Below are 24852 nucleotides of genomic sequence, written 5' to 3'. Positions count from 1 at the left end.
TTTTTATCCGTAATTTTTATTTCTATAGTCAGAAGGAGACATACCAGTAAAAGATTTAAATGTTTTATAAAAGTGGCTTTGATCATGAAATCCTAAAGCTAGTCCAATATCTAAAATGCTTTCATTAGTACTTAAGAGTAGAACTTTAGCACGTTCTATTCTTATTTTTTTAGCATATTTCATTACGGTAATTCCCATATGTTTTTTAAAACATTGAGATATATAGCCTTCTGATAAATTGAGGTCTTTAGAAAGCTTTTTTAATGAAATCTGACTTTCTATATTTAGATGTAGATGTTTTAGTATCCTATTAATTACAAAGTTATCTGTAACTTCTATATCATTTATTAGTAAGTCAAGATATGTAGAGATCATGTCAAGTTCTAATTTTTGCAAGGCTTCTAAGGTATTTAATTTTGGTATAAGATCGTAAAAGTTATTATAAATGGGATGAAGATATTTAGTTGATATCCCGTGTTTTATTATTTCTTTAGTATATATAGCATTCCAAATTAGTAAATCTGTGCGTTTATTTTCAATTGGAAGTTGGTCTGCAATCTCTGACTTATGTTTATCTATAGCTATTTCAAGAATTTGCGGTTTAGCTTTTAAATCAATTAGAAATAATATTTCATTACTAAAAATTCTGACATCTGACTTAAAATGTTCATACATGGCAATTTCCTCCGTTAGTTTAGAAATTTCAAATTATATTCAATATATACATATTATATAATTTATATACAAGTAAAATCAAATTAATTTGTTATAATACAAGTGTAAAGAATATTTGGGGGGATTAAACATGAACAAATATGCAATTTATCATTCAACAGAAGCACCATATGCTTATGCTAAGGATATGGATACTTTAACATTAAGAGTTAGAACAGCTAAAGGTGAAGTTAAAAAATGTGAAGTTTATTATAAAGATAAATATATGGAGAAATTACCGTTTGAAATTAAAGAAATGAAAATTGTTGCAGAAGCTGGATTATTTGATTACTTTCAAGCAAATATATCTGTAAAAAGAAATAGATATATGTATTATTTCAAATTAGTTGATAAAGATAACAATATAACATATTTAAATGAAAGAGGAGCAAAAAGTGATAATATAGAAGCATATAGCTACATATATCCATATATAGCCAAAGAGGATTTATATGAAGAAGTTCCATGGCTTCAAGAAGCAATAGCTTATCAAATATTTCCAGATAGATTTTGCAATGGAGATCCTAGCATAAATCCAGAAGGGGTATTGCCATGGGGCGGAAAGGTTACATTGAATACAATGTTTGGTGGCGATCTTAGAGGTGTTATAGATAAACTAGACTATCTACAAGATTTAGGTGTAAATTTAGTATATTTAACTCCTATATTTAAATCAAATACAGCTCATAAATATAATACATCAGATTACTTTAATATAGATCCACAATTTGGAACAGTAGAAGTAGCGAAAGAATTAGTAGAAAAGTGTCATGAAAAGGGAATGAAGATAGTTTTAGATGCAGTATTTAATCATTCTGGAGATGACTTCTTTGCATTCCAAGATGTTTTAGAAAATCAAGAAGAATCAAAATATAAGGATTGGTACTTTATAGATAGTTTTCCTGTAAGCAAAGAAAAAATTAACTATTATACATTTGGACCAAATCACTCCAACATGCCTAAGCTTAATACAAATAACAGTGAATTAAGAGAATACTTATTAAATGTAGGGGAGTATTGGATAAAGGAAATAGGAATTGACGGATGGAGATTAGATGTTTGTGATGAAATAGGTCATGATTTTTGGAGAGATTTTAAAAAGAGAATAAAGAGTGTAAATAGTGATGCTGTTATAATTGGAGAAATAATGCATGAAGCTAATTCATTCTTAAAAGGAGATCAATTAGATGGTATTATGAATTATCCATTTAAAAATGCTGTAGGAGATTTCTTTGGACATAGATACATTAATGTTAATGAATTTTCTAACATATTGGGATTAAACAGAATGCTTTATATGGATTCTATTACAAAACAAATGTGGAATCTTATAGATAGTCATGATACAAAGAGATTTCTTACAGAAGCAGGTAATGATATTGAAGCTATGAAATTAGCAGTAGCATTCCAATTCACATACTTAGGTATACCATACATTTATTATGGAGATGAAGTAGGTATGGATGGTGGTGATGATCCACAAAATAGAAAATGCATGGTATGGAACAAAGAAGAGCAAAATTTAGAAATGTTGGATTATTATAAGAAGTTTATAAAACTAAGAAAAGAAAATAAAGTTTTAGTTTATGGAGATTATAAAGAAATTTATTGTGAGGATAATGTTATTGCTTTCTCAAGAAGATATAATGATGATATCTGTATTGCAATATTTAATAACAACAAAACTGAAGAAACAATTAAGTTACCTCTTATAGGTAAAGTGCAAGATTTATTAAATAATAAATCATTAATTATTGATGGAGAAGTCACTTTAAAATCAATGGAAGTAAAAATATTAAAGGTAAACTAAAGAAAAAGGGGCTGTCGCACAATGAAGTCAGAGAGAGTGCGGCAGTTTTTTCACAAAATAGAAATGCATGGTACAAGTATGAGTGCACAAGTCACAGGTGTGGATGAAATTTCTTTTTGGGAATTTATAAGATTCTAAGTGGAACAATTTTGTGTATAGAGTAGATTAGTTTCATTAAGATATTTACATTTGATATAGAACCATTACGGGGAACTAATGAAGGTTGCACCTTCATATAGCGTGAACTAAGAATCTATGATTTATAAAAACAACAACTGTGCACTGAAATTAACCTGTCTTGTGTAATAATAAAAGGAGGTATCGCTAACAATTTTTCATTTGTTAATGCGACATCTCCTTTTTTAACTATATAACATTAATATATTTAGTGCTAGAATCATAGTTTCTTATAAGACCTTCGTAGATAAATTCTTTATTATCTATAGATAATAAATCAAGTGGTTTATGAAATTCAGCTTTTTTATTACTAGAGTAAATAGATGATTTCATAAGAATTGATGATACAAATTGAGAGCAAAAGTAAAAATTCTTACGAGTGAAAGATTTATTTATAAGAACAAAAAATAATCCAATAAAGTTATAGCGATACTTATTTTTATTTAATATAAAATTATTAAGCTCGTTAACTAACAATTGGTATTGTTTTTCTGTTATAGGAATTCTATATATAAGGCATGTACTATTTTTAAATTTTTTATATACGCCAGAATATAGATCTTCTACTACAAATCCTCCACAAAAAGGGTTATTAGGATTTGTTCTTCCAAAAGAATACATTTTTTTCAGGGAGCTATCTAAACTTAATGATACATGTATATATTTATCTTGTGTTATAAATTGTATTATTTTAGATAGCCAAGTTCCTGTTTTTGAAAAAACTAAGTATATGTATCTATTATTCATAAGTTTTGTAATACTCCTTAAATATTGTTAACTAGTTCTAATTATACTATAAAAATAAAAAAAATTAAAATAGAATAGTAAAATATATTATAAAAGTAGACAAACTATGATATAATATACGAAAATTAATATAAAACTGATTTTTAGGGGGAAGAAAGTATAATGAAGTTATCAGATTTATTAGAACAAAAAAGAAAAGAAAAAGCTAAGAAAGAAAAAGTTAAAAACACTAAGATAGCTACTACAGGAGTTATTCTTGGTGCAACTGCTGGAGCAATTGGTGCTTTATTATTTGCACCAAAGAGTGGAAAAGATACTAGAAAAGTTATAGGCGAAAAGTCTAAACAAGTTGCAAATAGTGTAAGTGAAAAAGTGAAAGAAACTAAAGGTTCTTTTGGAGATAAGATTAATAGTAGCAAAGAAAATTTAAAGAAAACTTTCTCAAAAAAAGATGAAGTACAAAATGAAACTACACTTTTAGAAGAAAATAATGTAGAAAGTGAAGAAAGAAAGGATGTAGAATAGAATGTACATAGACCTTTCAGCTGTTTATTTTGTATTTGGAACAATATTATCTTTATTAGGTATAGCATTATTAATTTTATTAATAATTCTTGCAGTGAAACTAATAAAAGTAGTTTCTAACATTGGCGCTATCATCAATAAAAATAAAGAAAACATAGATTCTACTCTAGAAGGGTTACCAACTATTACTGAAAATGTAGTAGAAATTTCAGGAGAGTTGAAAGATGTTTCAGCTGCGGTTACAGAGACTACAGCAGATTTAATTGTAGCTAAAGAAAACTTTACTTCACAAATAGATTTTGTTAAAGAAGTAGTAGGTATAATTAGTAAAATGTTTTTTAATAAGGACAAAAAGTAGTGAAGTTTATTAGTATATATAATTATATTACAAAAAACTATTGACAATGTATTAAAGTGTAAATATAATGTTTATATAGTAAAAAATACTTGTTGACAATGAGGTCAAAAAAATTCGAAAGAGTTTTTTTGACCTTTTTTATTTTTCTATATATATATTTTCTGCAGAGATATTATTGGAATAAGAACTCATAACATTTTATTTATAGGGGGTTTTATTTGTGGACTTTGATTTAAAAATGACATTAGATACCTTATGGGTTGTACTTGGAGGTATATTAGTATTTTGGATGCAAGCGGGTTTTGCTATGGTAGAAACAGGTTTTACTAGAGCAAAAAATGCAGGAAATATAATAATGAAAAATCTTATGGATTTTGCTTTGGGATCAATAATTTATTGGATTCTTGGATTTGGTCTTATGTTTGGACATTCATTTCATGGACTTATAGGAACATCAATGTTTTTAGGTGGAGGAGATGTAGGAAATGGAATAGAACCTAATGCATTTATGTTTTTCCAAGTTGTGTTCTGTGCAACATCAGCTACTATAGTATCAGGTGCTATGGCTGAAAGAACTAAGTTTAGTGCATATCTTATTTATAGTTTTGTAATTAGTGCAGTTATTTATCCAATATCAGGTCACTGGATCTGGGGAGGCGGATGGCTTGCACAATTAGGATTCCATGATTTTGCAGGATCAACAGCAGTTCATTCCGTTGGTGGATGGTGTTCATTAATAGGAGCATCAATTCTAGGACCTAGAATAGGTAAATATGGAAAAGATGGAAAGCCAAATGCAATACCAGGACATAGTTTAACATTAGGAGCACTAGGAGTATTTATCTTATTTATGGGATGGTTCGGTTTTAACCCAGGTTCATCATTAAGTGCTACAAATACAAAGTTAAATGCTCTTGTTATAATGACTACTGCCCTAGCAGCATCAGCAGCAGCTGTTTCAACAATGTTTATTACATGGGTTCGTTATAAAAAACCTGATGTAAGTATGACATTAAATGGTGTACTTGCAGGATTAGTTGGAATAACAGCAGGTTGTGATGCAGTATCAATTCCAGGTGCAATTATAATAGGTGTTATTGCAGGTTTTGTAGTAGTATTTGGTATTGAATTTGTTGATAAAGTATTAAAAGTTGATGATCCAGTTGGAGCTATTGGAGTGCATTGCTTATGTGGTGTTTGGGGAACATTAGCTGTAGGATTATTTGCAACAAAAGGCGGATTATTCTATGGTGGTGGATTTAAGTATTTTTTAGTTCAACTATTAGGAGTTATTACAGTAGCAGCATGGTCAATTTGTACAGCACTTGTTCTATTTAAAACAATAAAAGCTACAATAGGATTAAGAGTTAGTAGGGAAGAAGAAATAAGAGGTCTTGATATTGAAGAACACGGTCTTGAAAGTAGTTATGCAGATTTCGTAAGTTCTGATATTAATATATAATTTTATTGTGAGGAAATTGCAAAGAGGTGGATAATATGGACAAGATAACAAAAATTGATATAGTTACCAGAAAAAATAATTTTGAAGAGCTTAAAGAAGAATTAGGAAAGATAGGTGTTACTGGTATGACAGTAACTCAAGTATTAGGTTGTGGTATACAAAAAGGTGATACACAATACTACAGAGGTGTACCGATGGAAACAAAATTAATACCTAAATTGAAGATCGAAATTGTTGTTTCAGAAGTACCGGTGGAAAAGGTTGTTGAAGTAGCTCAAAAAGTATTAAGAACTGGTAAAATCGGTGATGGTAAGATATTCATATATGATGTTTCAAATGTAATAAAGATCAGAACCGGTGAATCTGGTATAGCAGCACTACAAGATAAATAATAAATTGAAGAGTTATTGAATAAAAAATTGTTTTTAGTTATAATCATAGTAATATAGAAATAAAAAGAGGAGTCAATAGTTAAATGTATATTGACGCCTTTTTATTATAATTTAAGGGGGCTTAGTGAGTATGTCAAAATATAGTAAAGAAGATATATTAAGATTAGTTGAAGAAAATGGTGTTAAATTTATAAGATTGCAATTTACAGATATTTTTGGAGTATTAAAAAATATAGCAATAACTAATAGTCAATTAGAAAAAGCTTTAAACAATCAATGTATGTTTGATGGATCATCCATTGAAGGCTTTGTAAGAATTGAAGAATCTGATATGTATTTAAGACCAGACTTAGATAGCTTTCAAATATTTCCATGGAGACCACAACAAGGTAAAGTTGCAAGATTAATTTGTGATATTTATAGACCAGATGGAACTCCTTTTGAAGGGGATCCTAGAAATATTCTTAAAAAGGTTTTAAAAGAAGCAGAAGAGCTTGGTTATACAATGAATGTAGGACCAGAGTGTGAATTTTTCTTATTTAAGACAGATGAAAATGGAAATCCAACTTTAGAACCACAAGATGAAGCTGGTTATTTTGATTTAGGGCCTACTGATATGGGGGAAAATGCAAGAAGAGATATGACACTTGTATTAGAGGAAATGGGATTTGATATTGAGGCATCTCATCATGAAGTTGCAGAAGGTCAAAATGAAATAGATTTTAAATATGATGATGCTTTAATTACTGCTGATAATATAATGACTTTTAAATTAGTAGTTAAGACAATAGCTCAAAGACATGGGTTACATGCTACATTTATGCCAAAACCTGTATTTGGAATAAACGGCTCAGGGATGCATGTGAATATGTCATTGAACAAAGATGGCAAAAATGCTTTTGTCGATGAAAATGATCCTAATGGGTTAAGTAAAACAGCATATAGTTTTATTGCTGGAATTATGAAAAATATCAAAGGTATGGCAGCAATAACTAATCCTTTAGTTAATTCATACAAGAGGTTAGTGCCAGGATATGAAGCTCCTGTTTATATAGCATGGTCAGGAAAAAATAGAAGCCCACTTATAAGAGTTCCTGCATCTAGAGGAGCTGGTACAAGAGTAGAACTTAGATGTCCAGATCCAAGTTCAAACCCATATTTAGTTCTTGCATGTTTATTATCAGCTGGATTAGATGGTATAAAAAATGGTTTAGTACCACCAGATAGTATCGAGCAAAATATATTTGAAATGACTGAAGAAGAAAGAAAAGAAAAAGGTATTGAAAGTTTACCAGGAAGTCTTGAAGCTGCTGTGAAATGTATGAAAGAAAATGAACTTGTTAAAAATGTTTTAGGAAATCATACATTTAATCAATATATAAAAGCTAAAGAATTTGAATGGGATAATTATAGAACAATGGTACACCAATGGGAAATTGATAATTATTTAAAGAAATATTAATATGTCAGGGGTGTTGCTATGAGTGTTCAAAAAGGGGTAATAGTAGCATTAAGCAATGTTGAAACAAGCAAAAAGGTTAAAAAAATCTTAAGCGATAGTGGATATGATGTTTTGGCTGTATGTATTTCGGGAAATGAACTTATAAGGTGTGCCCATCAGTATTGTCCTGATTTAATCATACTTGGTTATAAATTACCTGACATGACAATAATTGATATATATGACTCTTTAATGGAGATTAGTAGCTTTTTAGCTGTTGTAAATGAACCTTATCGTTCATATGTACAAGAAGATATGGATATTTTTTGTATAAGTAACCCTATAACACCTACTATATTATTGAATGCTGTAGATTTAGTTTTACAAACTAGAAGAACAATATTAAAGCTTAAAGAACAAGTGGAAAAATTAGAACATACAATTGAAGATAGAAAAGTGATTGAAAAAGCTAAAGGAAAACTGATGAGTATTAATGGATATACAGAACAAGAAGCTTTTAAACATATACAAAAGTGTAGTATGGATACAGGAAGAAAAATGGTTGTAGTAGCTAATGAAATTTTAGAGAGTTAAAGTTTTGAGTATAAAGAGTTTATAGTAAAGGAGCTGTTTACATGAAAAATGTAGCAGCTCTTTTTAATTAATAAATTATAAATATATAATAAATCTATTGCATAAAGATTATGATATTTAGTAAGCTATACATAGAAGTATTTATTGAAAGGGGAGAATTCAGAGTGACAGATATTATTGATTTTAATAAAGCAAAGAATAAAGCAAGAGATGAAGATGTTAATCAATTTGAAAACTATATTTATGATTTATATTATTCTTTATCACAAGGATCTATTACAATGTCAGACTTATATAGCAAGATTAATGAGTATATGGTAAATAATAATATATCACAAGAGAAATTTTTAAATATTCAAAATGAAATGTTATCAAGATATGGAATAGATAGTGAAGATATAAGAAATCAACTTAAAACTATGGGAGTTGATTTGCCATCTTTGGATAATGACTTTGATTATGAGATGGCAAGAAAAAATTTAGGATTTACAGAGAAATATAAAGCAGGAATAAGTAATGCTACATATACTACATATAAGATATCTAATGAAAAGAATAATTTAGATATTTTATTAAAGGATACAGAAATGATAATAAAATCAGAAGGAAAAGTAAATTTGTATGATAATGAATTAAATGAATTTATATGTTCATATAAAAAACTTTATTCAGATAATAAAATTAATGTATCTATATTTGAAAATGTAAAAACATATGAGTATTAATAATTAATATTGAAAAGAGTCTGTAGTATAAAAGTATTTTGTACAACAGCCTCTTTAATTTATATATTTATTTGGAGGGGAAATGAGAAGCGGGGTACGGGAAGAAATTAAAAAGTTATACAAATATAATAACTTAAGTAAAGATGAACTTATTTATTTATTATATGAAATGAAAGATGAAGATAAAGAGATATTAGTGGAAGCTGCTGATAGGACAAGAAAAGAACGTTATGGGAATAAAGTATATATAAGAGGACTTATTGAATTTACTAATTATTGCAAAAAAAAATGTAGGTATTGCGGAATTAGAGCTTCAAATAAAAACTTAGAAAGATATAGATTAACAAAAGAAGAAATAATTAAGTGTGTTAAAACTGGAAAGGAGTTGGGGTATAGTACTTATCTCCTACAAGGTGGAGAAGATCCTTACTTTAATGACGAGAAAATGATAGAAATAATAAGAGCTATTAAAACTATATATCCTAATGATGCAATTACTCTATCAATAGGAGAAAGAAGTTATGAGTCTTATAAAAAGATGTATGAAGCCGGAGCAGATAGATACTTGTTAAGACATGAGACAGCATCTAGAAGGTTGTACGAAAAGTTACATCCTGATGGAGATTATGATAACAGAATTAAGTGTTTGTGGAATTTAAAAGAGATTGGATATCAGATAGGAGCTGGCTTTATGATAGGACTTCCAGGTCAGACAAAGGAAGATCTTGTAGAGGATTTATTGTTTTTAAAAGAGTTAAGGCCACATATGTGTGGAATAGGTCCTTTTATACCTCATAAAGATACACCGTTTAAATTGGAGAAACAAGGGGAATTAAAGGATGTTATAACTATGTTAGCGATTATAAGATTACTACTACCAGATGTGCTTTTACCAGCTACTACAGCATTAGGAACTATAAGTAATAAGGGGAGAGAGATGGGAATAAAAGCAGGTGCTAATGTAGTTATGCCTAATCTATCACCTATAAGTGTTAGAGATAAATACTCTTTGTATAATAATAAAATATGTACAGGTGATGAGGCAGCAGAGTGTAGATGCTGTATAGAAAAAAGAATAAATAGTATAGGCTTTGAGATAGATTTAGGGCGAGGAGATAGTTTGAATTGGATAAGGCGTTAAGGGGGAAGAATAATGGAAAAAACACCAAATGCTAATAGAAAACATATTGTAATTTATGGAAAAACTAATGCGGGAAAGTCATCGCTGATAAATGCTATACTGGGTCAAAATATTTCATTGGTTTCTGAAAAGGAGGGTACCACTACAGATCCAGTGTCAAAAGCTTCTGAAATGATTCCAGTAGGATCTGTTTTATTTATAGATACAGCAGGACTTGGAGATAATAGCAGCTTAGGGAAAATGCGTGAGAAAAGAACTTTAGAGATTTTAAAAAGAACTGATATAGCCATTTATGTCATGGATATAAATGATATGGATTTTATACAGTATGACAAAATGAAAAGAAAGTTTAATGATTTAGATATCCCTTATATATTAGTGATAAATAAGATTGATACCGTTGATAGTTATAAAAAAAATACTATTATAGATAAATATAAAGAATCAAAATTAATATCTACGTATTCTGGAGAAGGAATAGATAAGTTAAAAGATGATATTATAACAAAGATAAGCGAGGGTGAAGAAGAAGTATCTTTATTAGGAGGATTAGTTCCAGAAGGAGGAACTATAATAATGGTAGTACCAGTTGATTCAGAAGCACCAAAGGGAAGACTTATATTGCCACAGGTACAATGTATAAGGGATGCATTAGATAATGGAATAAAGAGTTATATTGTAAGAGATAGTGAATTAGAAGGGGCAATTCAAGATTTGAAAAAAGTTGATTTGGTTATTACAGATTCTCAAGCTTTTAAAAAAGTAAGTAATATAATACCGAAAGAAGTGAAGTTAACAAGTTTTTCAATACTATTTGCAAAACAAAAAGGGGATATAAAGTCATATATGGAAGGAGTAAAAGCAATAAAAAATCTTAATAAAAATTCAAAGATTTTAATCTGTGAAAGTTGTACTCATAATATATCTCATGAAGACATAGGTAGAGTTAAAATACCAACATTACTTGATAAGTATGTAGGAGAGAAACTACATTATGATATAAGTATTTTTCATGATTTTCCAGAGACGATAAAAGAATATGATCTTATAATACATTGTGGTGGTTGTATGATAAATAGGAAAACTATATTAAATAGAATTAAGAGGTGCAACAAAGAAAATATACCTATAACTAATTATGGATTAATTTTAGCCTATTTGACAGGAATATTAGATAGAGCTATAGATATTTTTAAATAAAATAAATTTAAAAATACATACAATTTTTTTAGAATATTTAGATTAGTATTTAAATACCTATATGGTCATTAATTCATATAGGTATTTTTTATTTATATTAAAAATGATTTAGTATTTCTCTACTATTTTTAATGAACTTTAAGATATAGAACAAAGAGTGAAAAAATTTATATATGATAAAAAGTATATCTTCGACATAAAAGAGCATAAGAAAAATGTAATATGATGTATAATTATAAGGTAAAAAGTTCTAAAATAAGAATCATAAATCTATTAGAAAAAACCGTTGTAATTAATATAACATATGTAGAGAGTTAAATTGAAAATTTATATATTTATAAATATAAAAATATGTTAAAGGATGAAAAAGATGAGCAATCTAGTAGTAGCAAATTTTAATAAGTTTGAAGAAGCTATTGCTTCTATTAACAATGTTATTTTAGAGATGGAAGGGGTAAGAACTAAGCTTAATGAAGGTGATGAAACTTTAAGAATGTCATGGAAAGGAAAAAGTAGCGATGCATATTTTGAAAATAGTGAGCTAATTAGAAAGTCTTTTAATGATTATATAGATGGATTATATATTTTGATTAATAATTTAAATAATATTAGAAGTGAATTTTTAAATAATAATTATAGCAGTGATAGTAGTATGGTAAGAGAGTAAAGGTGGTGAGTTATTATAGTGAGCACTATAGATAATATTTGTTTCAAAGAATCTATAAGTGAAAGCAAGCATCATATTGATAATGCGTTAAGTTTTAATAGAGAGGTGCATCAATATAAAGAAAAGGCTAAAGAAAATTTATTAAATGGAATGGATTTTTCTAATATAAGTCGCTTAGAGAAAGGTATTGATAAAATTAATACTGATTTAAGTAATGATTTAGAGAAAGTACAAAGAGTGTTAGAAAATATATTAAATAATGAATTTGAAATAAATAGTGGTAGTGTTAACAAGATGCCTAAGTAATAAAATTGAAGAAATAAAAAGTATAGGTAATGGTGGTTATTATGGATGAAAAAATGGAAATAGTAGATTTGTTTATTCAATTTAATAAATATGATTTAGCATTGGAAACCTTGCAAGAAATAAGTGAATATCAGCCCACTAAAGAGGTGTTTTTAAAGATATCTAATGTATATGAATATATGAAAAAGTATGATGAAAGTTTATACATCTTAAAATCATTAATAAAAAAAGGTGAATTGGACCCAGTAGTTTATTTTAAAATAGCAACTTTATATCAAAAGAAAAAAGATATAAATACATGTTTTAAATATTTAAGTTTAGCCATTGAAAAAGGATATAATAGTGAATATATATTCTATTATAAAGGGCTAATATATGAAGATCAAAATAAATTGGGAGATGCACTTGATTATTATAATCGAAGTTTAAGGAAAGATAAGAGTTTTATTAGTTCTAGGTATAGAAAATATATAATATATCTAAAAACTAATAGATATAAGGAATGCGAAGAAGAATTAAGAAAAATGATTAAGTATAATGGAGATGAATATGATGGATATCATCTTCTATTTACGTTTTTAATGAATATGAAGAGAGATGAAGAGGCTCTGAATATTTTAAGACGTGCATTGGCAGTATTGGGTGAAGATACTATTATTATTCTTGATTATACTAAGTATTATATGTATATGAAACAATATGATAAGTCTATTGAAATTATAAAAAAGATACCTAAAGATAATATATATTATAGTGACTTTTCTATAGTTAAAGCAAAGATTATGGCGCTAAACGAAGATTATGATGAAGCAATTAAAATACTTATTGAAGATGGTGTATACAATGAAGAAAATCCAGAAGTACTATATTTTGTGGGATTGTATAGTATTAAGTTGAAAAATTATACTATGGCAGAGAGATTTCTAGAATTTTTAAATGAAGTTAAGAATAGTGATAATGAATTTGTATGGTTTGGTATATATATATTAGGATATGCAATAAAGGAACAAGATAATGACAGAAGTACTAAATACTTTGAGAAACTTGATGAAAAGTATAAATTACTATTAATTAGTAATCCGTACGAGATAAGAATAATGATTTTGAGGATAATGGTAATGATAGAGTTAGAACAATATGATGAAGCAATCGCTTATAGTGAAGGGCTCATGAAGATAACTACAGTAGAAGAAGTAAAAGAGTTAAATATATTAGCAAAAGATATGAAGGACAAAAGAGAAATAATAAAAGATAAAAAAATAATTGAGGTTGTAAATAGCATATTGGAGAGGTGATATAAGTGGATTTTTCAGTAGATCCTTGTAAGCTTAGAGAAGTTGAGGCTTTGTATAAAGAAAGTATTGATACTTTAGAAAATACACGAGTAGTAATAAATAACAGTTTAAAGGAGTTGAGAGGAGAAAGTTGGCAAGTAAAGACAAAGGAAAGCTTTTCCGATGTGTTGAACTTAGATTGGGAAAAAGGATTGAGTGAACATATACAAAAGATAGATTTTTTAAGAGATATTCTTACAGAAGTTGCTGATAAGATGGAAAATATAGAAAGTCAGGGGGAAGCCATTGGCAATAGGCTGTAATCGTATGGGAAAAATAGAGATTAACTATAGTGAATGTGGAAATCTAGCTAAAAATTTAGAGTTTGTATTAGATAATATAGTGAAAGAAAAGAAAAGTATCAACAATGCAATATATATATTAAAAAATGTAAAAGATAATTATGGTGATATAGAAGACTTAAATCAATGCTTAGAGAATAAAATAGTCAGTTTAAATTTAGAAGAGGAGAAAGTAAGAAGTTTCATTATAGATTTTAAAAAATACATACAGGATATTTCAGATGTTGATAATCAGTTAGCAAATGATATACGAAAGAAAAGTAAGATATATATAAATAATGTGATAGATATTCAAAAGAATAGCAGTGATAAGTTATTGTATGTAGAAGATCATAATGAAGAAGTTAATGTAAGAGATTTTAATATGTCACAAGGAATTGAGGGACTATTATATTGGATTAAGGGAGATGAAAGAAGAGCATTAAAATCATTAACTTCAGTTGCATCTTTTTTGGGATTAATCAGTAATGGAAGTTGTAGCATAAGTAAGTGTGATAAACCGTCAGAGATACTAAATATGGTGGATCAAGATAGTATTTTTGAAAATGAGATTTCTAAACTAAATTTATATAGAAATAAAATGAAAATAACAAGAGAAATTAAGTCTATGATAAAAGAAGGAGATATAGAAAGTATAAAAAGTAGAGTTTGTAAAGTTATAGATTTAGGAGATGCATATATCTTAAAGACTTTTGAAGGTATTTATATTCTTTGTGAAAAGAAAGTGAATTAGACTTAATAAAAGAATTATAAAATTGTACTTTTATAGAAAAAATGAATAGTTAAAGGCATCGAAACACAAGGATTACTATCTTTTGTTTCGTTTTTTTATATAGAACTATCGAATAAAGAGGAAAAAGCTTGAAAAATGTTGAAAAAATACATAAAATATATTTATAAGAAGTAAATTATAAAAATGGATATTAAAGAAAGTTTTATATAGAAAGACTAAGGAGTATGTAATGAAGAAATATAAAATAGCTGCTAGAGCTATTTCAGATGTTGGAGTAATTAAAAAAGTAAATGAAGATAGTATTATTGTGAAGCTAGCAATAGGACCTAAAGGAAATCATGGCATTTTTGCAATTTTTGATGGATTAGGTGGATTAAAAAAGGGAGATAAAGCTAGTGGCATATGTAAGAGTATATTCGAACACTGGTGGAACAATAAGATAAAAGTATTACCATCACTTAATGATACAGAAATAATTAATTCTATTAATGATATTTTATATTATTGCAATAATGAAATATCTATATATGGTGAGGAAAATAATATAAATTTAGGATCTACTGCATCAATTTTATTAATAGTAAAAGGAAAATATTATATAGCACATGTAGGAGATTCAAGAATTTATAAATATAAAAAAGGTTTGGAACAATTGACAGAGGATCATTCTTTAGTTGCGTTAAAAGTAAAAAAAGGAGAAATGACTTTAGAAGAGTCCAAAGTTAGTAAAGAAAAAAATATTTTGCTTCAATGTATAGGAATAAGACCTGATATAGAAATATATAACAAAATAGGTTCTATAAAAGATGGAGATAAGTTTATATTATGTAGTGATGGATTTAGTAATAGATTACAAGATATTGAAATTTGTGATTTGTTTAATTATGAAGATAGGGGAATTTCTTTAAAAGAAACAATAGATCTTGTTAAAAGTAGAGGTGAAAGGGATAATATATCAGCAATAGTTCTGGATGTAGAAAAAGATGTGAATCCCATATTAAAAAGGATTATGAAATTAATAAGAAGATAAGGGGTTAGAAGATGGACAATCAGTTAATAGATATAGAAAAATACATTGAGAAAGATGGCAATAGAGGATTTTTTGTAGCATTAATTGGACCAACATATGAATTAGTAAATTATGAAATAAATATGATAGAAAACAATGTATATAATAGTTCATTAAAAATGAGTATAAGTCAATTTAATGAAAAAATAAAATTACGTTATGATATAGGAAATAAAGTATCACTAGATAGCTATTTAAAAGGAAAAAACATAACTAAAGGTGAATTTATTTTAATAGCAAAAAATATAGTAAAAGTTCTGTATAGTTATGAAGAGTTGATATTAGAAAATGGTATTGAATTTCTTGATTTTGAAGATATGTATATTGATCCTGATACAAAAGAAGTGGTGATTATTTATATACCAATAAATTATACGGGAGAAAAAGAAATTGTAGAAGATAAATTAAAAGAAATTATTAAATCTTTGTATGTTGAGTATGTAGATGTTGATTTTGAAGATTATACAGGTAAATGTGACAAATTAATTCAGCTAGCGAGAGATAAAGATTCTACAATAAGTGACTTATATGATTTGTTATCAGATAATGTTGAAGAGAATATTACAAGTAAATTTAGTAATGCTAAAACAATTACAAATTTAGCTGTTAGAGAAAAGATGAATACTTTATATAATAAGAAATCGGAGAGTAGTACATTTGCAAAAAAATTAGAAGATGATACAGTTAACGAAGAAGAAAAAGTGGAAGAAAAAAGAATCAATATAAAGAATATTATTATGTCTCAAATAGTTATGTCATTAATTATGTCATTAATTTATATAACAGATTTTTTTGATAAAACATATATACAATTCTTGGTTTACATTTTAATATTTGTGGATATGCTAATTATAATAACATCATTTGGGGTAAAAGGAGATCCGATGGTGGTAAAAGCAAAAGGTAAAGATGAAATTAGAGAAGTTGATATAAGTAACAATACTGTTTTACTAAATAATAATTCATCACAAAAATTTAAGTGTGGCTATATAACATTAAATCAAGGTGGTATAAGTGAAAGAGTAGTAGTAAATAAAAGAAGTTTTAAAATTGGACGAATGATAGGTGAAGTTGATTTAATTACAGAAAGTAAAGCTATAGGGAAAATTCATTGTGAAATAATTAAAGATGGAGATAATTATTATATAGTTGACTTAAAGTCTAAAAATGGAACATTTTTAAATGGTGTAAGATTAAAAAGTAATAAGAAGTATCGTATTAATGACGGAGATAGTATAAAGTTAGCTAATGTTGATGGAAAATTTGAAATAAGATAATAATATAGAAAATACATTGAAAATTTTATATTGTACTATAGGTTATTTATATTTGGTATGCACATAAATATTAGCTTTTAGGGAAAAATAGAAACGTTAAGAACTGTTTATGATAAAGAGGAGGAAATAACGTGAAAAGAAATTCATTAAAGGCTAAGATTTTAACAGGTATAGTTACTGGTTTTATAGTATCATCAGCTTCTGTTGTTGCTTTAGCGGAGGAAATAAATAATGAAAAATCTATATCAATTACTGAAAAGTCTAATGAAGTTGTAGATAAGGACAACTCAAGAAATCATTGTAATGATGATAAAGAAAGACATAAAGGTGATATAAAATCTGCTTTGGAAGGCGCAATGAAGGATAAAATAATAACTACAGAAGAATATGACAAGATTATTAAATATATAAATGGAAAATGTGATAAAAAAATTGAAGTAAATAAAAAGAAAGATTTATGTGATGACTTAGTTGAGTGCAAAATTTTATCTAAAGAAAAGGGAAAAGATTTAAAGAAGTATCTTAAAGAAAATATGAAAGCAAAAGTAGAGTTATCATTGAATCAATTAGTAAAAGATGGAGTTATAGATAAAAAGCAATGTAAAGAAATAAAAAAGACATTGAAAGGAAGAAAGGCACTAGAGGATTTGGTGAAAAAAGGAGTTATAACTCAAGAACAATATGATAAGATAATAGAAAAATTACATAATCATTCAGAAAAATGTAGCTGCAATGATTGATGCAGTTGAGAAAATGGGGCTATCGCATTTACGAATAAAAATTTGTTAGCGATAGTCCCTTTTATTCGTTTTATCTTTTATAAAAAGTTGAAGAAAAAAAATATGATGCTAAAATATAGAGTGTTAAAGATAAAAATAATTATTAGAATAAGTAAGGGTATATTATGAATGACAATTTAAGTAAAATTAACAATGTAATTAAAGGAATAGAAAAACTAGATAGTGATAAGATGAAAGAAGCTGAAGAAAGATTAAATTCACTTGCAAAGCCGCTAGGAAGCCTTGGAAGATTAGAAGGTATTGCAATGCAGCTAGCTGGCATTACAGGGAATGTAAAGAATAAAATTAATAAAAAAGCTATAATAATTATGTGCTCAGATAATGGTGTTGTGGAAGAAGGCGTGGCATCAGGTCCTCAAACCATAACTTTAGCTCAGACTATAAATTTTACAAGAGGATTAACAGGAGTAGCAGTATTAGCAAAGGAGAATAATGCTGATTTAATAGTTGTTGATGTTGGTATAAATAGTGATAAAAAAATTGCTTCAGTAAGAGATAAGAAAATAAGAAAATCTACCAATAATATAGTAAAAGGACCAGCTATGACATATGAGGAATGCCTAAAAGCAATAGCTGTTGGCATAGATATGGTGGAAGAGGCAAAAATAAAAGGTTACGATATAATAGGTGTAGGAGAAATGGGCATTGGAAACACAACTACAAGTAGTGCTGTACTTTCAGTAATTACAGGGTATGAAGTAGAGAAGGTAGTAGGCAAAGGTGCTGGATTAACAAAGGAAGCTTTTGAAAAAAAGAAAGATGTTATAAAATCGGCAATAAGTATAAATAGCCCTGATAAAAATGATATTATAGATGTATTATCAAAAGTTGGTGGTTTTGATATAGCGGCAATGACAGGGGTATTTTTGGGAGCAGCTTTTTATAAAATACCAGTAGTAATAGATGGCTTTATATCTGTTGTAGCGGCTTTAGCAGCATTTAAGCTAAACAATTTAGCAAAAGAGTATTTTATACCATCACATAAGTCTTTTGAAGTTGGTTATAATATTGCAATTAAAGCTATGAACTTAGAACCTATGTTAGATTTAAATATGAGGCTTGGTGAAGGTAGTGGATGTCCAATAGCATTTTCTATAGTACAATATTCATGTGCTATTATGAATAATATGGCTACATTTTCTGAAGCAGAAATAGATGATAGTTATTTAGAGGAGATAAAAGAAAAAGAGAATTATATTGTATAAAGGAGAAAATTGAAAATATGGATCAAGGATTAATTCATATATATTGTGGAGATGGAAAAGGAAAAACAACGGCAGCAATGGGTCTTGGAATGAGAGCAGCAGGAAGAGAAAAGAAAGTTCTGCTAACTCAATTTTTAAAAAGTGGAAGAACAGGAGAATTAGCTTCTATAGAAAAGTTAAAGGAATATTTTCATATATTTGAAGGTGTACCAGTTAACAAGTTTGTATGGAACATGAATTATGAGGAAAAGGCGGTAGTTAAAAAAGAACATAGCGATAGATTTAAGAAAGTTGTGAAAAAAGCTATAGATGAAAATTATGATTTGCTTATATTAGATGAAATTATAGCAGCAATTAACTTAGAGTTTATAGAATTAGAGGAAGTTATAAGTTTTCTAAACGATAAACCATATGGATTAGAAGTTGTAATGACAGGTAGAAATCCTAAAGATTCGTTGATAGATTTGGCTCATTATGTATCTGAGATAAAGTGTATAAAACATCCCTTTGAAAAAGGAATATCAGCTAGAGTAGGAATAGAAAAATGATTTGTTTTGTGGTAGGAGGATCAAAAAGTGGTAAATCTTCATATGGAGAAAGAGAAGCAATTAGGTTGGGCAATAAGGATGATTTATATTATATTGCAACAATGAAACCATATGATAAAGAAGATGAAGAAAGAATTAGAGCGCATATAAAGCAACGAGAAGGTTTTGGATTTAAAACAATTGAACAATATAGGGATATTGAAAGAATAGTTAGTAATATGAGTAATACTTCCACAATTTTAATAGATAGTATTACATCTTTATTAACTAATGAGATGTTTTTTGAAGAAGAAATGAACGATAATTCAAGTATAAAGATAGTAAAGGGTATAAAAAAGATAGCTCAGTTTTTTGATAATGTTGTTATTATATCAGATTATGTATTTAGTGATAGTATAATATATGATCAATATACGGAACAATTTAGAAGAGAATTAGGAAATATAAATATAGAGATAGCAAAAATATCAGATAAAGTAGTAGAGTGTATTTTTGGAAATATTCAAGTGCATAAGAACATAGAGGAGAATCAATGAAAAGATATTTAAAAGGATTACTTATGGCATTAGGAATGTTTACAGTTATCCCTATGCCAAAAACTTATTGGGATGATGAGAGTTCAAGACATATTATGAAGTCTTATCCTGTAATAGGATTAGTGATAGGTGTATTATGGAGTATTATATATAAGTTATTATCGTATACAAATATATCAATGATGGTAAAAGCAGCGTTTCTTATGATATTTCCCTTTTTAATAACTGGTATGTTACATTTAGACGGATTCATGGATGTATGTGATGCTTTATTATCTAGAAGGGATAAAGAAGAAAAAATAAGAATACTTAAAGATCCCAGTACTGGTGCCTTCGCTGTTATATCATTAGCAATTATTTTTATTTTAAACTTTTCAGCAACCTATGCATTTATAGAAAAGGAAATTATATTTCATATATTGCTAGTTATACCGGTAGTATCAAGAAGTATAATTGCAATTATGCTTTTGCTAAAACCTACAATGAAGGAAAGTTCATTTGCTACATATTTCAAAAAAGGCACAGGGAAATTAGATATTGTAATATTAATAAGTTTTCTTTTATTAGCTACAGTAGCGAGCTATATTTTGTTAAGTGCAAAAGGATTATTATTAGTAGTATTGATGATAATAACAGCAGTTTTAATAGTAAATAATTCTTGTAAGGAGCTTGGTGGAATAAATGGTGATATTGCGGGACATGGTTTGGTACTTATAGAGTCTATTGCTCTTTTATTTTTATCAGTTATATAGAGGTGAGATAATGATTTTAATAATTGGTGGAGCTTATAACGGAAAGCTAAACTTTGCACAAGAGCATTTTAATATATTAAAAGAAGATATTTGTTTTTGTAATGAAAATAAAATTGATTTGTCTAAAAAAGTTATATGTGAATTTCAGAAGTATGTTTATTTTAGAGTAAGAAGTGGACATAATGTTGTTGATGAAATAAATCATAACAAAGAAAGATTAGAGGACAAGATAATAATTTGTGATGATATATCATCAGGAATAGTTCCATTAAAAGAAGAAGAAAGAATGTGGAGAGAAGAATTAGGTAGATGTCTGCAATTGTTAAGTAAAGAAGCAAAATGTATATATAGAGTTTTTTGTGGAATACCTATATTAATTAAAAATGAAGAGTTGTAATTTATACTTTATTAGACATGGAAAAACAAAGGCAAATCAATTATCAAAATATTGTGGTAGCACAGATCTTTCATTAAGTGATATAGGAATTAGTGAACTAAAAGAATTAAAAAAAGTATGTAATTATCCTAAAGGGGATATTTATTTTACTACAGCAATGAAAAGAACAAATGAAACGATGGAAATTATATATCCTAATGTTAAGTATAGTATTATAGAGGGATTTAGAGAATATAATTTTGGAATATTTGAGATGAAATCTTATGAAGAATTGAAGCTTAATGAAAGTTATTTATCTTGGATTAATGATGATACAGGAGAAGTTTTATGTCCTGGTGGGGAAAGTAAAAAAGAGTATAAAAAAAGAATAAAAGATACATTTAATGATATATCAAAAGATATTTTAAGTAAGGGTATAGAAAATGCAGTATTTATTTGTCATGGTGGAACTATAGGAACTATACTAGAATTATTCTATGATGATTCTAAGAATTTTTATATGTGGCAACCTAGATGTGGAGAAGGGTATAAGATGGTAATAACATATAGTGAAAAGGTTAATATTATTGATGTAGAAAGAATATTTGAGGTTTAATTTATGATATGTTTAACGATAGGTGTTTTATTAGATTTTATTATAGGAGATCCACAAAATCCTATTCATCCAGTTCGAATTATTGCTATGATGGCTAAAAGCCTGGAAAATAAGTTGCGCAAAATTTTTAGTAGTAACTTGAAGCTGGCAGGGGCAATTATGTGGTTTATAGTTATTTTTATTACATTCTTAATTTCTACTGCCATTGTTGTTGCTTCGGGTAAAATAAATAAATATTTAGGAATTCTAATTTCATCAATTATGATTTATTTTTGCCTTTCATCTAAAGGACTAATAGACGAAGGAATAAAAGTAGTTAAGTTTATCTTAAAGGACGATATTGTAGGAGCAAGGAACCAACTTTCATATATAGTAGGAAGAGATACAAGTAATTTAAATAAAGATGAGATTTTAAGAGCTGTTGTAGAAACATTAGCAGAAAATTTATCTGATGGTGTAGTAGCACCTTTATTTTATATAGGATTAGGTGGAGCACCACTAGGAATTATGTATAAAGCAGTTAACACTATGGATTCTATGTTTGGATATAAAAATGAAAAATACAAGGATTTTGGATTTTTCTCTGCTAAAGCAGATGATGTTTTTAATTATATCCCAGCTAGGTTAACTTCTATATTAATAGTAATATCATCTTTTATTTTAAAATTAAATACTAAAAATTCTATGAAGATTTACAAAAGAGATAAAAATAAACATCTTAGTCCAAATAGTGCTCATCCAGAAGCTGCTGTAGCAGGAGCATTAAATCTTAGACTTGGAGGACCAAACTATTATTTTGGTAAATTAGTAGATAAGCCGTATATAGGAGATTACATAAAGGATATTGAAGTAGAAGACGTATATAAAACAAACAATATTATATATACTGTTACATTATTAACTTATGTTATAGTTTTATTATTTACATTTATAATAAGGAGGTAGTGAAATTTGTATTTAGGATCACATGGTGGAGATGTTGAGGAAATTGCGAGACGATATAATCTTGATAAGAAAAACATTATTGATTTTTCAGCTAATATAAATCCACTTGGTATAAGTGAAAAATGTAAGGAAGCAATGATAAATGCTATTGAAAATATAAATGTTTATCCTGACATAACTTATTTTAGATTAAAAGAATCAATATCAAAATTTGAAAATATAAATTTGAATAATATTTTCTTAGGAAATGGAGCTGCTGAGTGTATCTTTAATGTAGTTAGAGCTATAAAACCTAAAAAGACATTAATTCCAGCTCCAAGTTTTTCAGAATATGAACAAGCTGTAAAAAGTGTAGATGGAGAAATAAAAATTCATCTTTTAAAGGAAAAAAATAATTTTAATTTTGATGAAGACTTTATAGAAGATATTACGGAGGATATTGATTTAATATTTATATGTAATCCCAATAATCCCACTGGAACATTAACAAAAAAAGAGTTTATTATAAAAGTAATTGAAAAAGCTAAATCCGTTAATGCTGTTGTTATTATAGATGAGTCATTTTTAGACTTTGTTTTTAATGAAGATAGATATACTTTAAAAAATAATATTTGTGATTTTGATTCATTAGTAATAATAAAGTCGTTAACAAAATTTTTTGCTTTGCCAGGAATTAGAGTTGGTTATGGTATTACTTCAAATGAAAAATTGATGAAAAAAATTAATAAAGTATCTGTACCGTGGAATATAAATATAGTAGCGGTAGAGGGAAGTATAGCATCTCTTTTAGATAAAAGTTATATTACTAAAACAAAAGAATATATGGAAAATGAGAAGGAAAATCTTTATAAAGAAATAAAGTTATATAATGGTATAAAAGTATATAAGCCATCTGTAAATTATATCTTTTTTAAAATAGAATCTAATATTGATTTAAGAAAAGTGTTATTAGAGAGGAATATATTAATTAGAAGTTGTGAAAACTATTATGGGTTAGATAAAAGATATTATAGAATTGCAGTGAAAAGTAATAGTGAAAATAAGATTCTAGTTAAAAAGTTAAAAGAAGTATTAGATGAATAAAAAGAGAATATTAGTAATTATAGATGGATTAGAGGAAAATAGCCATGAATATTTAGTAGACTCAATAAAGGACAATATTAAAGATAGATCAATTAGTATTGATGAAAAAATTATAAAGACAGGAGTTGATGGATTTAAAACTGAAAGTTTAATTTGTATACTAAACATTCTAGGATATTCGGCGAAGAAGTATAGTATTTATGAAAGAGCTTTTTTTGAAGCTTTAGCTAGAGGATATACTAATTTGGAAAATAAAACTATATTGCGATGTAATATAGTAAAGATATGTAATGATAGGTTAATAGATTTTACTGGCGGCGTAGATAAAGAACTTGGAAAATTTCTTATTGATAAAGTTACAGATACCATTATTGATATTAGACACTGTAGTTCATATAAAAATCTAATCTTTTTAAATGAATCATATCAGTATATAAAAGAAATTCAATTACCACCACCACATTTTTCTATAGGTGAGATTATTAAGAGTGCTGAAAATAGAAATGTTATAACGGATATAATGGAGCACTCTAAAAAGCTATTTAAAAGTTTAGGATATAAAGATCTTATGCTTTGGCTTTGGGGAGCATCAAAAAAAACTACTTTACCTAGTTTTTATGAAAAGTATGGATTAAAAGGTGCCGTTGTTTCTGGTATAGACTTAGTTAAAGGAATAGGGAATGTTTTAGAGATGGAAGTTCCAATTGTAGATGAGTTAACAGGAGATATAGATACCAATCTAGAAAGTAAATTGGAAGTCACTTTAAAACTTTTGGAGGAAAAAGATTTTATATTGTTACATATAAATGGATGTGATGAAGCTGCTCATCGCAAAAAATATGATGAAAAAATTATGTTTTTTAATAAAATAAATAAAATTGTGATAGAACCGCTATTAAGTATACTTGATAATACCTTCGATATAGTAATAGGTAGTGATCATATTACAAATTCATATACAGGAAAACATTTTGATGGACATGTAAAATTTCTTCACTTCAAGATTAAGTAAAAATT

29 protein-coding genes are annotated in these 24852 nt (G+C 27.4%); 27 read left to right on the top strand and 2 right to left on the bottom strand.

What is annotated here, in order from left to right; genetic code table 11:
* Positions 1-3 precede the first annotated feature (3 nt).
* The gene (locus KQI30_RS03480; protein WP_216461808.1) at positions 4-675 is read right to left on the bottom strand and encodes a helix-turn-helix transcriptional regulator; all 672 of its coding nucleotides are present in this window, start codon (positions 673-675) and stop codon (positions 4-6) included.
* A 130-nt stretch (positions 676-805) separates the two neighbouring features.
* On the opposite strand from KQI30_RS03480, the gene KQI30_RS03475 reads away from it, so the two are divergent.
* Positions 806-2524, top strand: coding sequence for an alpha-glycosidase (locus KQI30_RS03475; protein WP_216461806.1), 1719 nt, complete (start codon positions 806-808; stop codon positions 2522-2524).
* A 366-nt stretch (positions 2525-2890) separates the two neighbouring features.
* Here KQI30_RS03475 and KQI30_RS03470 read toward each other — a convergent pair whose 3' ends face one another.
* The gene (locus KQI30_RS03470) at positions 2891-3448 is read right to left on the bottom strand and encodes a hypothetical protein (protein ID WP_216461804.1); all 558 of its coding nucleotides are present in this window, start codon (positions 3446-3448) and stop codon (positions 2891-2893) included.
* 162 nt (positions 3449-3610) lie between these two features.
* Between KQI30_RS03470 and KQI30_RS03465 the strand changes: the two genes are divergently transcribed.
* From KQI30_RS03465 to KQI30_RS03340, 26 genes are all read left to right on the top strand, one after another.
* On the top strand, positions 3611-3973 hold the full coding sequence (locus KQI30_RS03465) for a YtxH domain-containing protein (RefSeq protein WP_216461801.1): 363 nt from the start codon (positions 3611-3613) through the stop codon (positions 3971-3973).
* Between the two features lies 1 nt (position 3974).
* On the top strand, positions 3975-4331 hold the full coding sequence (locus tag KQI30_RS03460; protein WP_216461800.1) for a hypothetical protein: 357 nt from the start codon (positions 3975-3977) through the stop codon (positions 4329-4331).
* 238 nt (positions 4332-4569) lie between these two features.
* Complete coding sequence (locus tag KQI30_RS03455) at positions 4570-5793, top strand: ammonium transporter (RefSeq protein WP_216461851.1); 1224 nt, start codon at positions 4570-4572, stop codon at positions 5791-5793.
* Between the two features lie 35 nt (positions 5794-5828).
* A complete protein-coding gene (locus KQI30_RS03450; protein ID WP_216461799.1) occupies positions 5829-6185 on the top strand; it encodes a P-II family nitrogen regulator in 357 nt (118 codons plus the stop codon).
* A gap of 130 nt (positions 6186-6315) precedes the next feature.
* A complete protein-coding gene (gene glnA / locus KQI30_RS03445; protein WP_216461798.1) occupies positions 6316-7647 on the top strand; it encodes a type I glutamate--ammonia ligase in 1332 nt (443 codons plus the stop codon).
* A gap of 18 nt (positions 7648-7665) precedes the next feature.
* On the top strand, positions 7666-8220 hold the full coding sequence (locus KQI30_RS03440) for an ANTAR domain-containing response regulator (protein ID WP_216461797.1): 555 nt from the start codon (positions 7666-7668) through the stop codon (positions 8218-8220).
* Between the two features lie 164 nt (positions 8221-8384).
* The gene (locus tag KQI30_RS03435; RefSeq protein WP_216461796.1) at positions 8385-8945 is read left to right on the top strand and encodes a DUF3867 domain-containing protein; all 561 of its coding nucleotides are present in this window, start codon (positions 8385-8387) and stop codon (positions 8943-8945) included.
* Between the two features lie 82 nt (positions 8946-9027).
* Positions 9028-10086, top strand: coding sequence for a [FeFe] hydrogenase H-cluster radical SAM maturase HydE (gene hydE, locus KQI30_RS03430; RefSeq protein ID WP_216461795.1), 1059 nt, complete (start codon positions 9028-9030; stop codon positions 10084-10086).
* Between the two features lie 12 nt (positions 10087-10098).
* A complete protein-coding gene (gene hydF / locus KQI30_RS03425; protein WP_216461793.1) occupies positions 10099-11286 on the top strand; it encodes a [FeFe] hydrogenase H-cluster maturation GTPase HydF in 1188 nt (395 codons plus the stop codon).
* Between the two features lie 370 nt (positions 11287-11656).
* Positions 11657-11953: a WXG100 family type VII secretion target gene (locus KQI30_RS03420; RefSeq protein ID WP_216461792.1), complete on the top strand. Its 297-nt coding sequence runs from the start codon at positions 11657-11659 to the stop codon at positions 11951-11953.
* An 18-nt stretch (positions 11954-11971) separates the two neighbouring features.
* Entirely contained in the window at positions 11972-12259 is a 288-nt protein-coding gene (locus tag KQI30_RS03415; protein ID WP_216461791.1) for a hypothetical protein, read from the top strand.
* A 41-nt stretch (positions 12260-12300) separates the two neighbouring features.
* Positions 12301-13554 (top strand): tetratricopeptide repeat protein, encoded by a 1254-nt coding sequence (locus tag KQI30_RS03410; protein WP_216461790.1) that lies wholly within the window; start codon positions 12301-12303, stop codon positions 13552-13554.
* 5 nt (positions 13555-13559) lie between these two features.
* The gene (locus tag KQI30_RS03405; protein ID WP_216461789.1) at positions 13560-13856 is read left to right on the top strand and encodes a WXG100 family type VII secretion target; all 297 of its coding nucleotides are present in this window, start codon (positions 13560-13562) and stop codon (positions 13854-13856) included.
* Complete coding sequence (locus KQI30_RS03400) at positions 13840-14628, top strand: hypothetical protein (RefSeq protein WP_216461788.1); 789 nt, start codon at positions 13840-13842, stop codon at positions 14626-14628. Before KQI30_RS03405 ends, KQI30_RS03400 begins: the two co-directional genes overlap by 17 nt.
* A 229-nt stretch (positions 14629-14857) precedes the next feature.
* Entirely contained in the window at positions 14858-15658 is an 801-nt protein-coding gene (locus KQI30_RS03395) for a PP2C family protein-serine/threonine phosphatase (RefSeq protein ID WP_216461787.1), read from the top strand.
* Between the two features lie 11 nt (positions 15659-15669).
* Positions 15670-16974: an FHA domain-containing protein gene (locus tag KQI30_RS03390; RefSeq protein WP_216461786.1), complete on the top strand. Its 1305-nt coding sequence runs from the start codon at positions 15670-15672 to the stop codon at positions 16972-16974.
* A 131-nt stretch (positions 16975-17105) separates the two neighbouring features.
* Entirely contained in the window at positions 17106-17714 is a 609-nt protein-coding gene (locus tag KQI30_RS03385) for a hypothetical protein (protein WP_216461785.1), read from the top strand.
* A 164-nt stretch (positions 17715-17878) separates the two neighbouring features.
* A complete protein-coding gene (gene cobT, locus KQI30_RS03380; protein ID WP_216461784.1) occupies positions 17879-18979 on the top strand; it encodes a nicotinate-nucleotide--dimethylbenzimidazole phosphoribosyltransferase in 1101 nt (366 codons plus the stop codon).
* Positions 18980-18996: 17 nt separating this feature from the next.
* Complete coding sequence (locus KQI30_RS03375; RefSeq protein ID WP_216461783.1) at positions 18997-19527, top strand: cob(I)yrinic acid a,c-diamide adenosyltransferase; 531 nt, start codon at positions 18997-18999, stop codon at positions 19525-19527.
* Positions 19524-20063, top strand: coding sequence for a bifunctional adenosylcobinamide kinase/adenosylcobinamide-phosphate guanylyltransferase (locus KQI30_RS03370; RefSeq protein WP_216461782.1), 540 nt, complete (start codon positions 19524-19526; stop codon positions 20061-20063). The genes KQI30_RS03375 and KQI30_RS03370 overlap by 4 nt, the downstream gene beginning before the upstream one ends.
* Entirely contained in the window at positions 20060-20815 is a 756-nt protein-coding gene (locus tag KQI30_RS03365) for an adenosylcobinamide-GDP ribazoletransferase (protein WP_216461781.1), read from the top strand. Before KQI30_RS03370 ends, KQI30_RS03365 begins: the two co-directional genes overlap by 4 nt.
* 10 nt (positions 20816-20825) lie before the next feature.
* Complete coding sequence (locus tag KQI30_RS03360) at positions 20826-21212, top strand: bifunctional adenosylcobinamide kinase/adenosylcobinamide-phosphate guanylyltransferase (protein WP_216461780.1); 387 nt, start codon at positions 20826-20828, stop codon at positions 21210-21212.
* Positions 21199-21807 carry a histidine phosphatase family protein gene (locus KQI30_RS03355; RefSeq protein WP_216461779.1) on the top strand — a complete coding sequence of 203 codons (609 nt, stop codon included), beginning with the start codon at positions 21199-21201 and terminating at the stop codon, positions 21805-21807. Before KQI30_RS03360 ends, KQI30_RS03355 begins: the two co-directional genes overlap by 14 nt.
* 3 nt (positions 21808-21810) lie before the next feature.
* On the top strand, positions 21811-22752 hold the full coding sequence (gene cbiB, locus KQI30_RS03350; protein WP_216461777.1) for an adenosylcobinamide-phosphate synthase CbiB: 942 nt from the start codon (positions 21811-21813) through the stop codon (positions 22750-22752).
* 6 nt (positions 22753-22758) lie between these two features.
* Positions 22759-23835, top strand: a complete 1077-nt coding sequence (gene cobD / locus KQI30_RS03345) for a threonine-phosphate decarboxylase CobD (RefSeq protein WP_216461775.1) — start codon at positions 22759-22761, stop codon at positions 23833-23835.
* Complete coding sequence (locus KQI30_RS03340; RefSeq protein WP_216461773.1) at positions 23828-24847, top strand: hypothetical protein; 1020 nt, start codon at positions 23828-23830, stop codon at positions 24845-24847. Before cobD ends, KQI30_RS03340 begins: the two co-directional genes overlap by 8 nt.
* Positions 24848-24852: the final 5 nt, after the last annotated feature.

The sequence above is a fragment of the Clostridium bornimense genome, assembly GCF_018917145.1.
In the GTDB taxonomy this organism is placed as follows: domain Bacteria; phylum Bacillota; class Clostridia; order Clostridiales; family Clostridiaceae; genus Clostridium_AN; species Clostridium_AN bornimense_A.
This window is presented reverse-complemented; position numbering and strand designations above follow the sequence as displayed.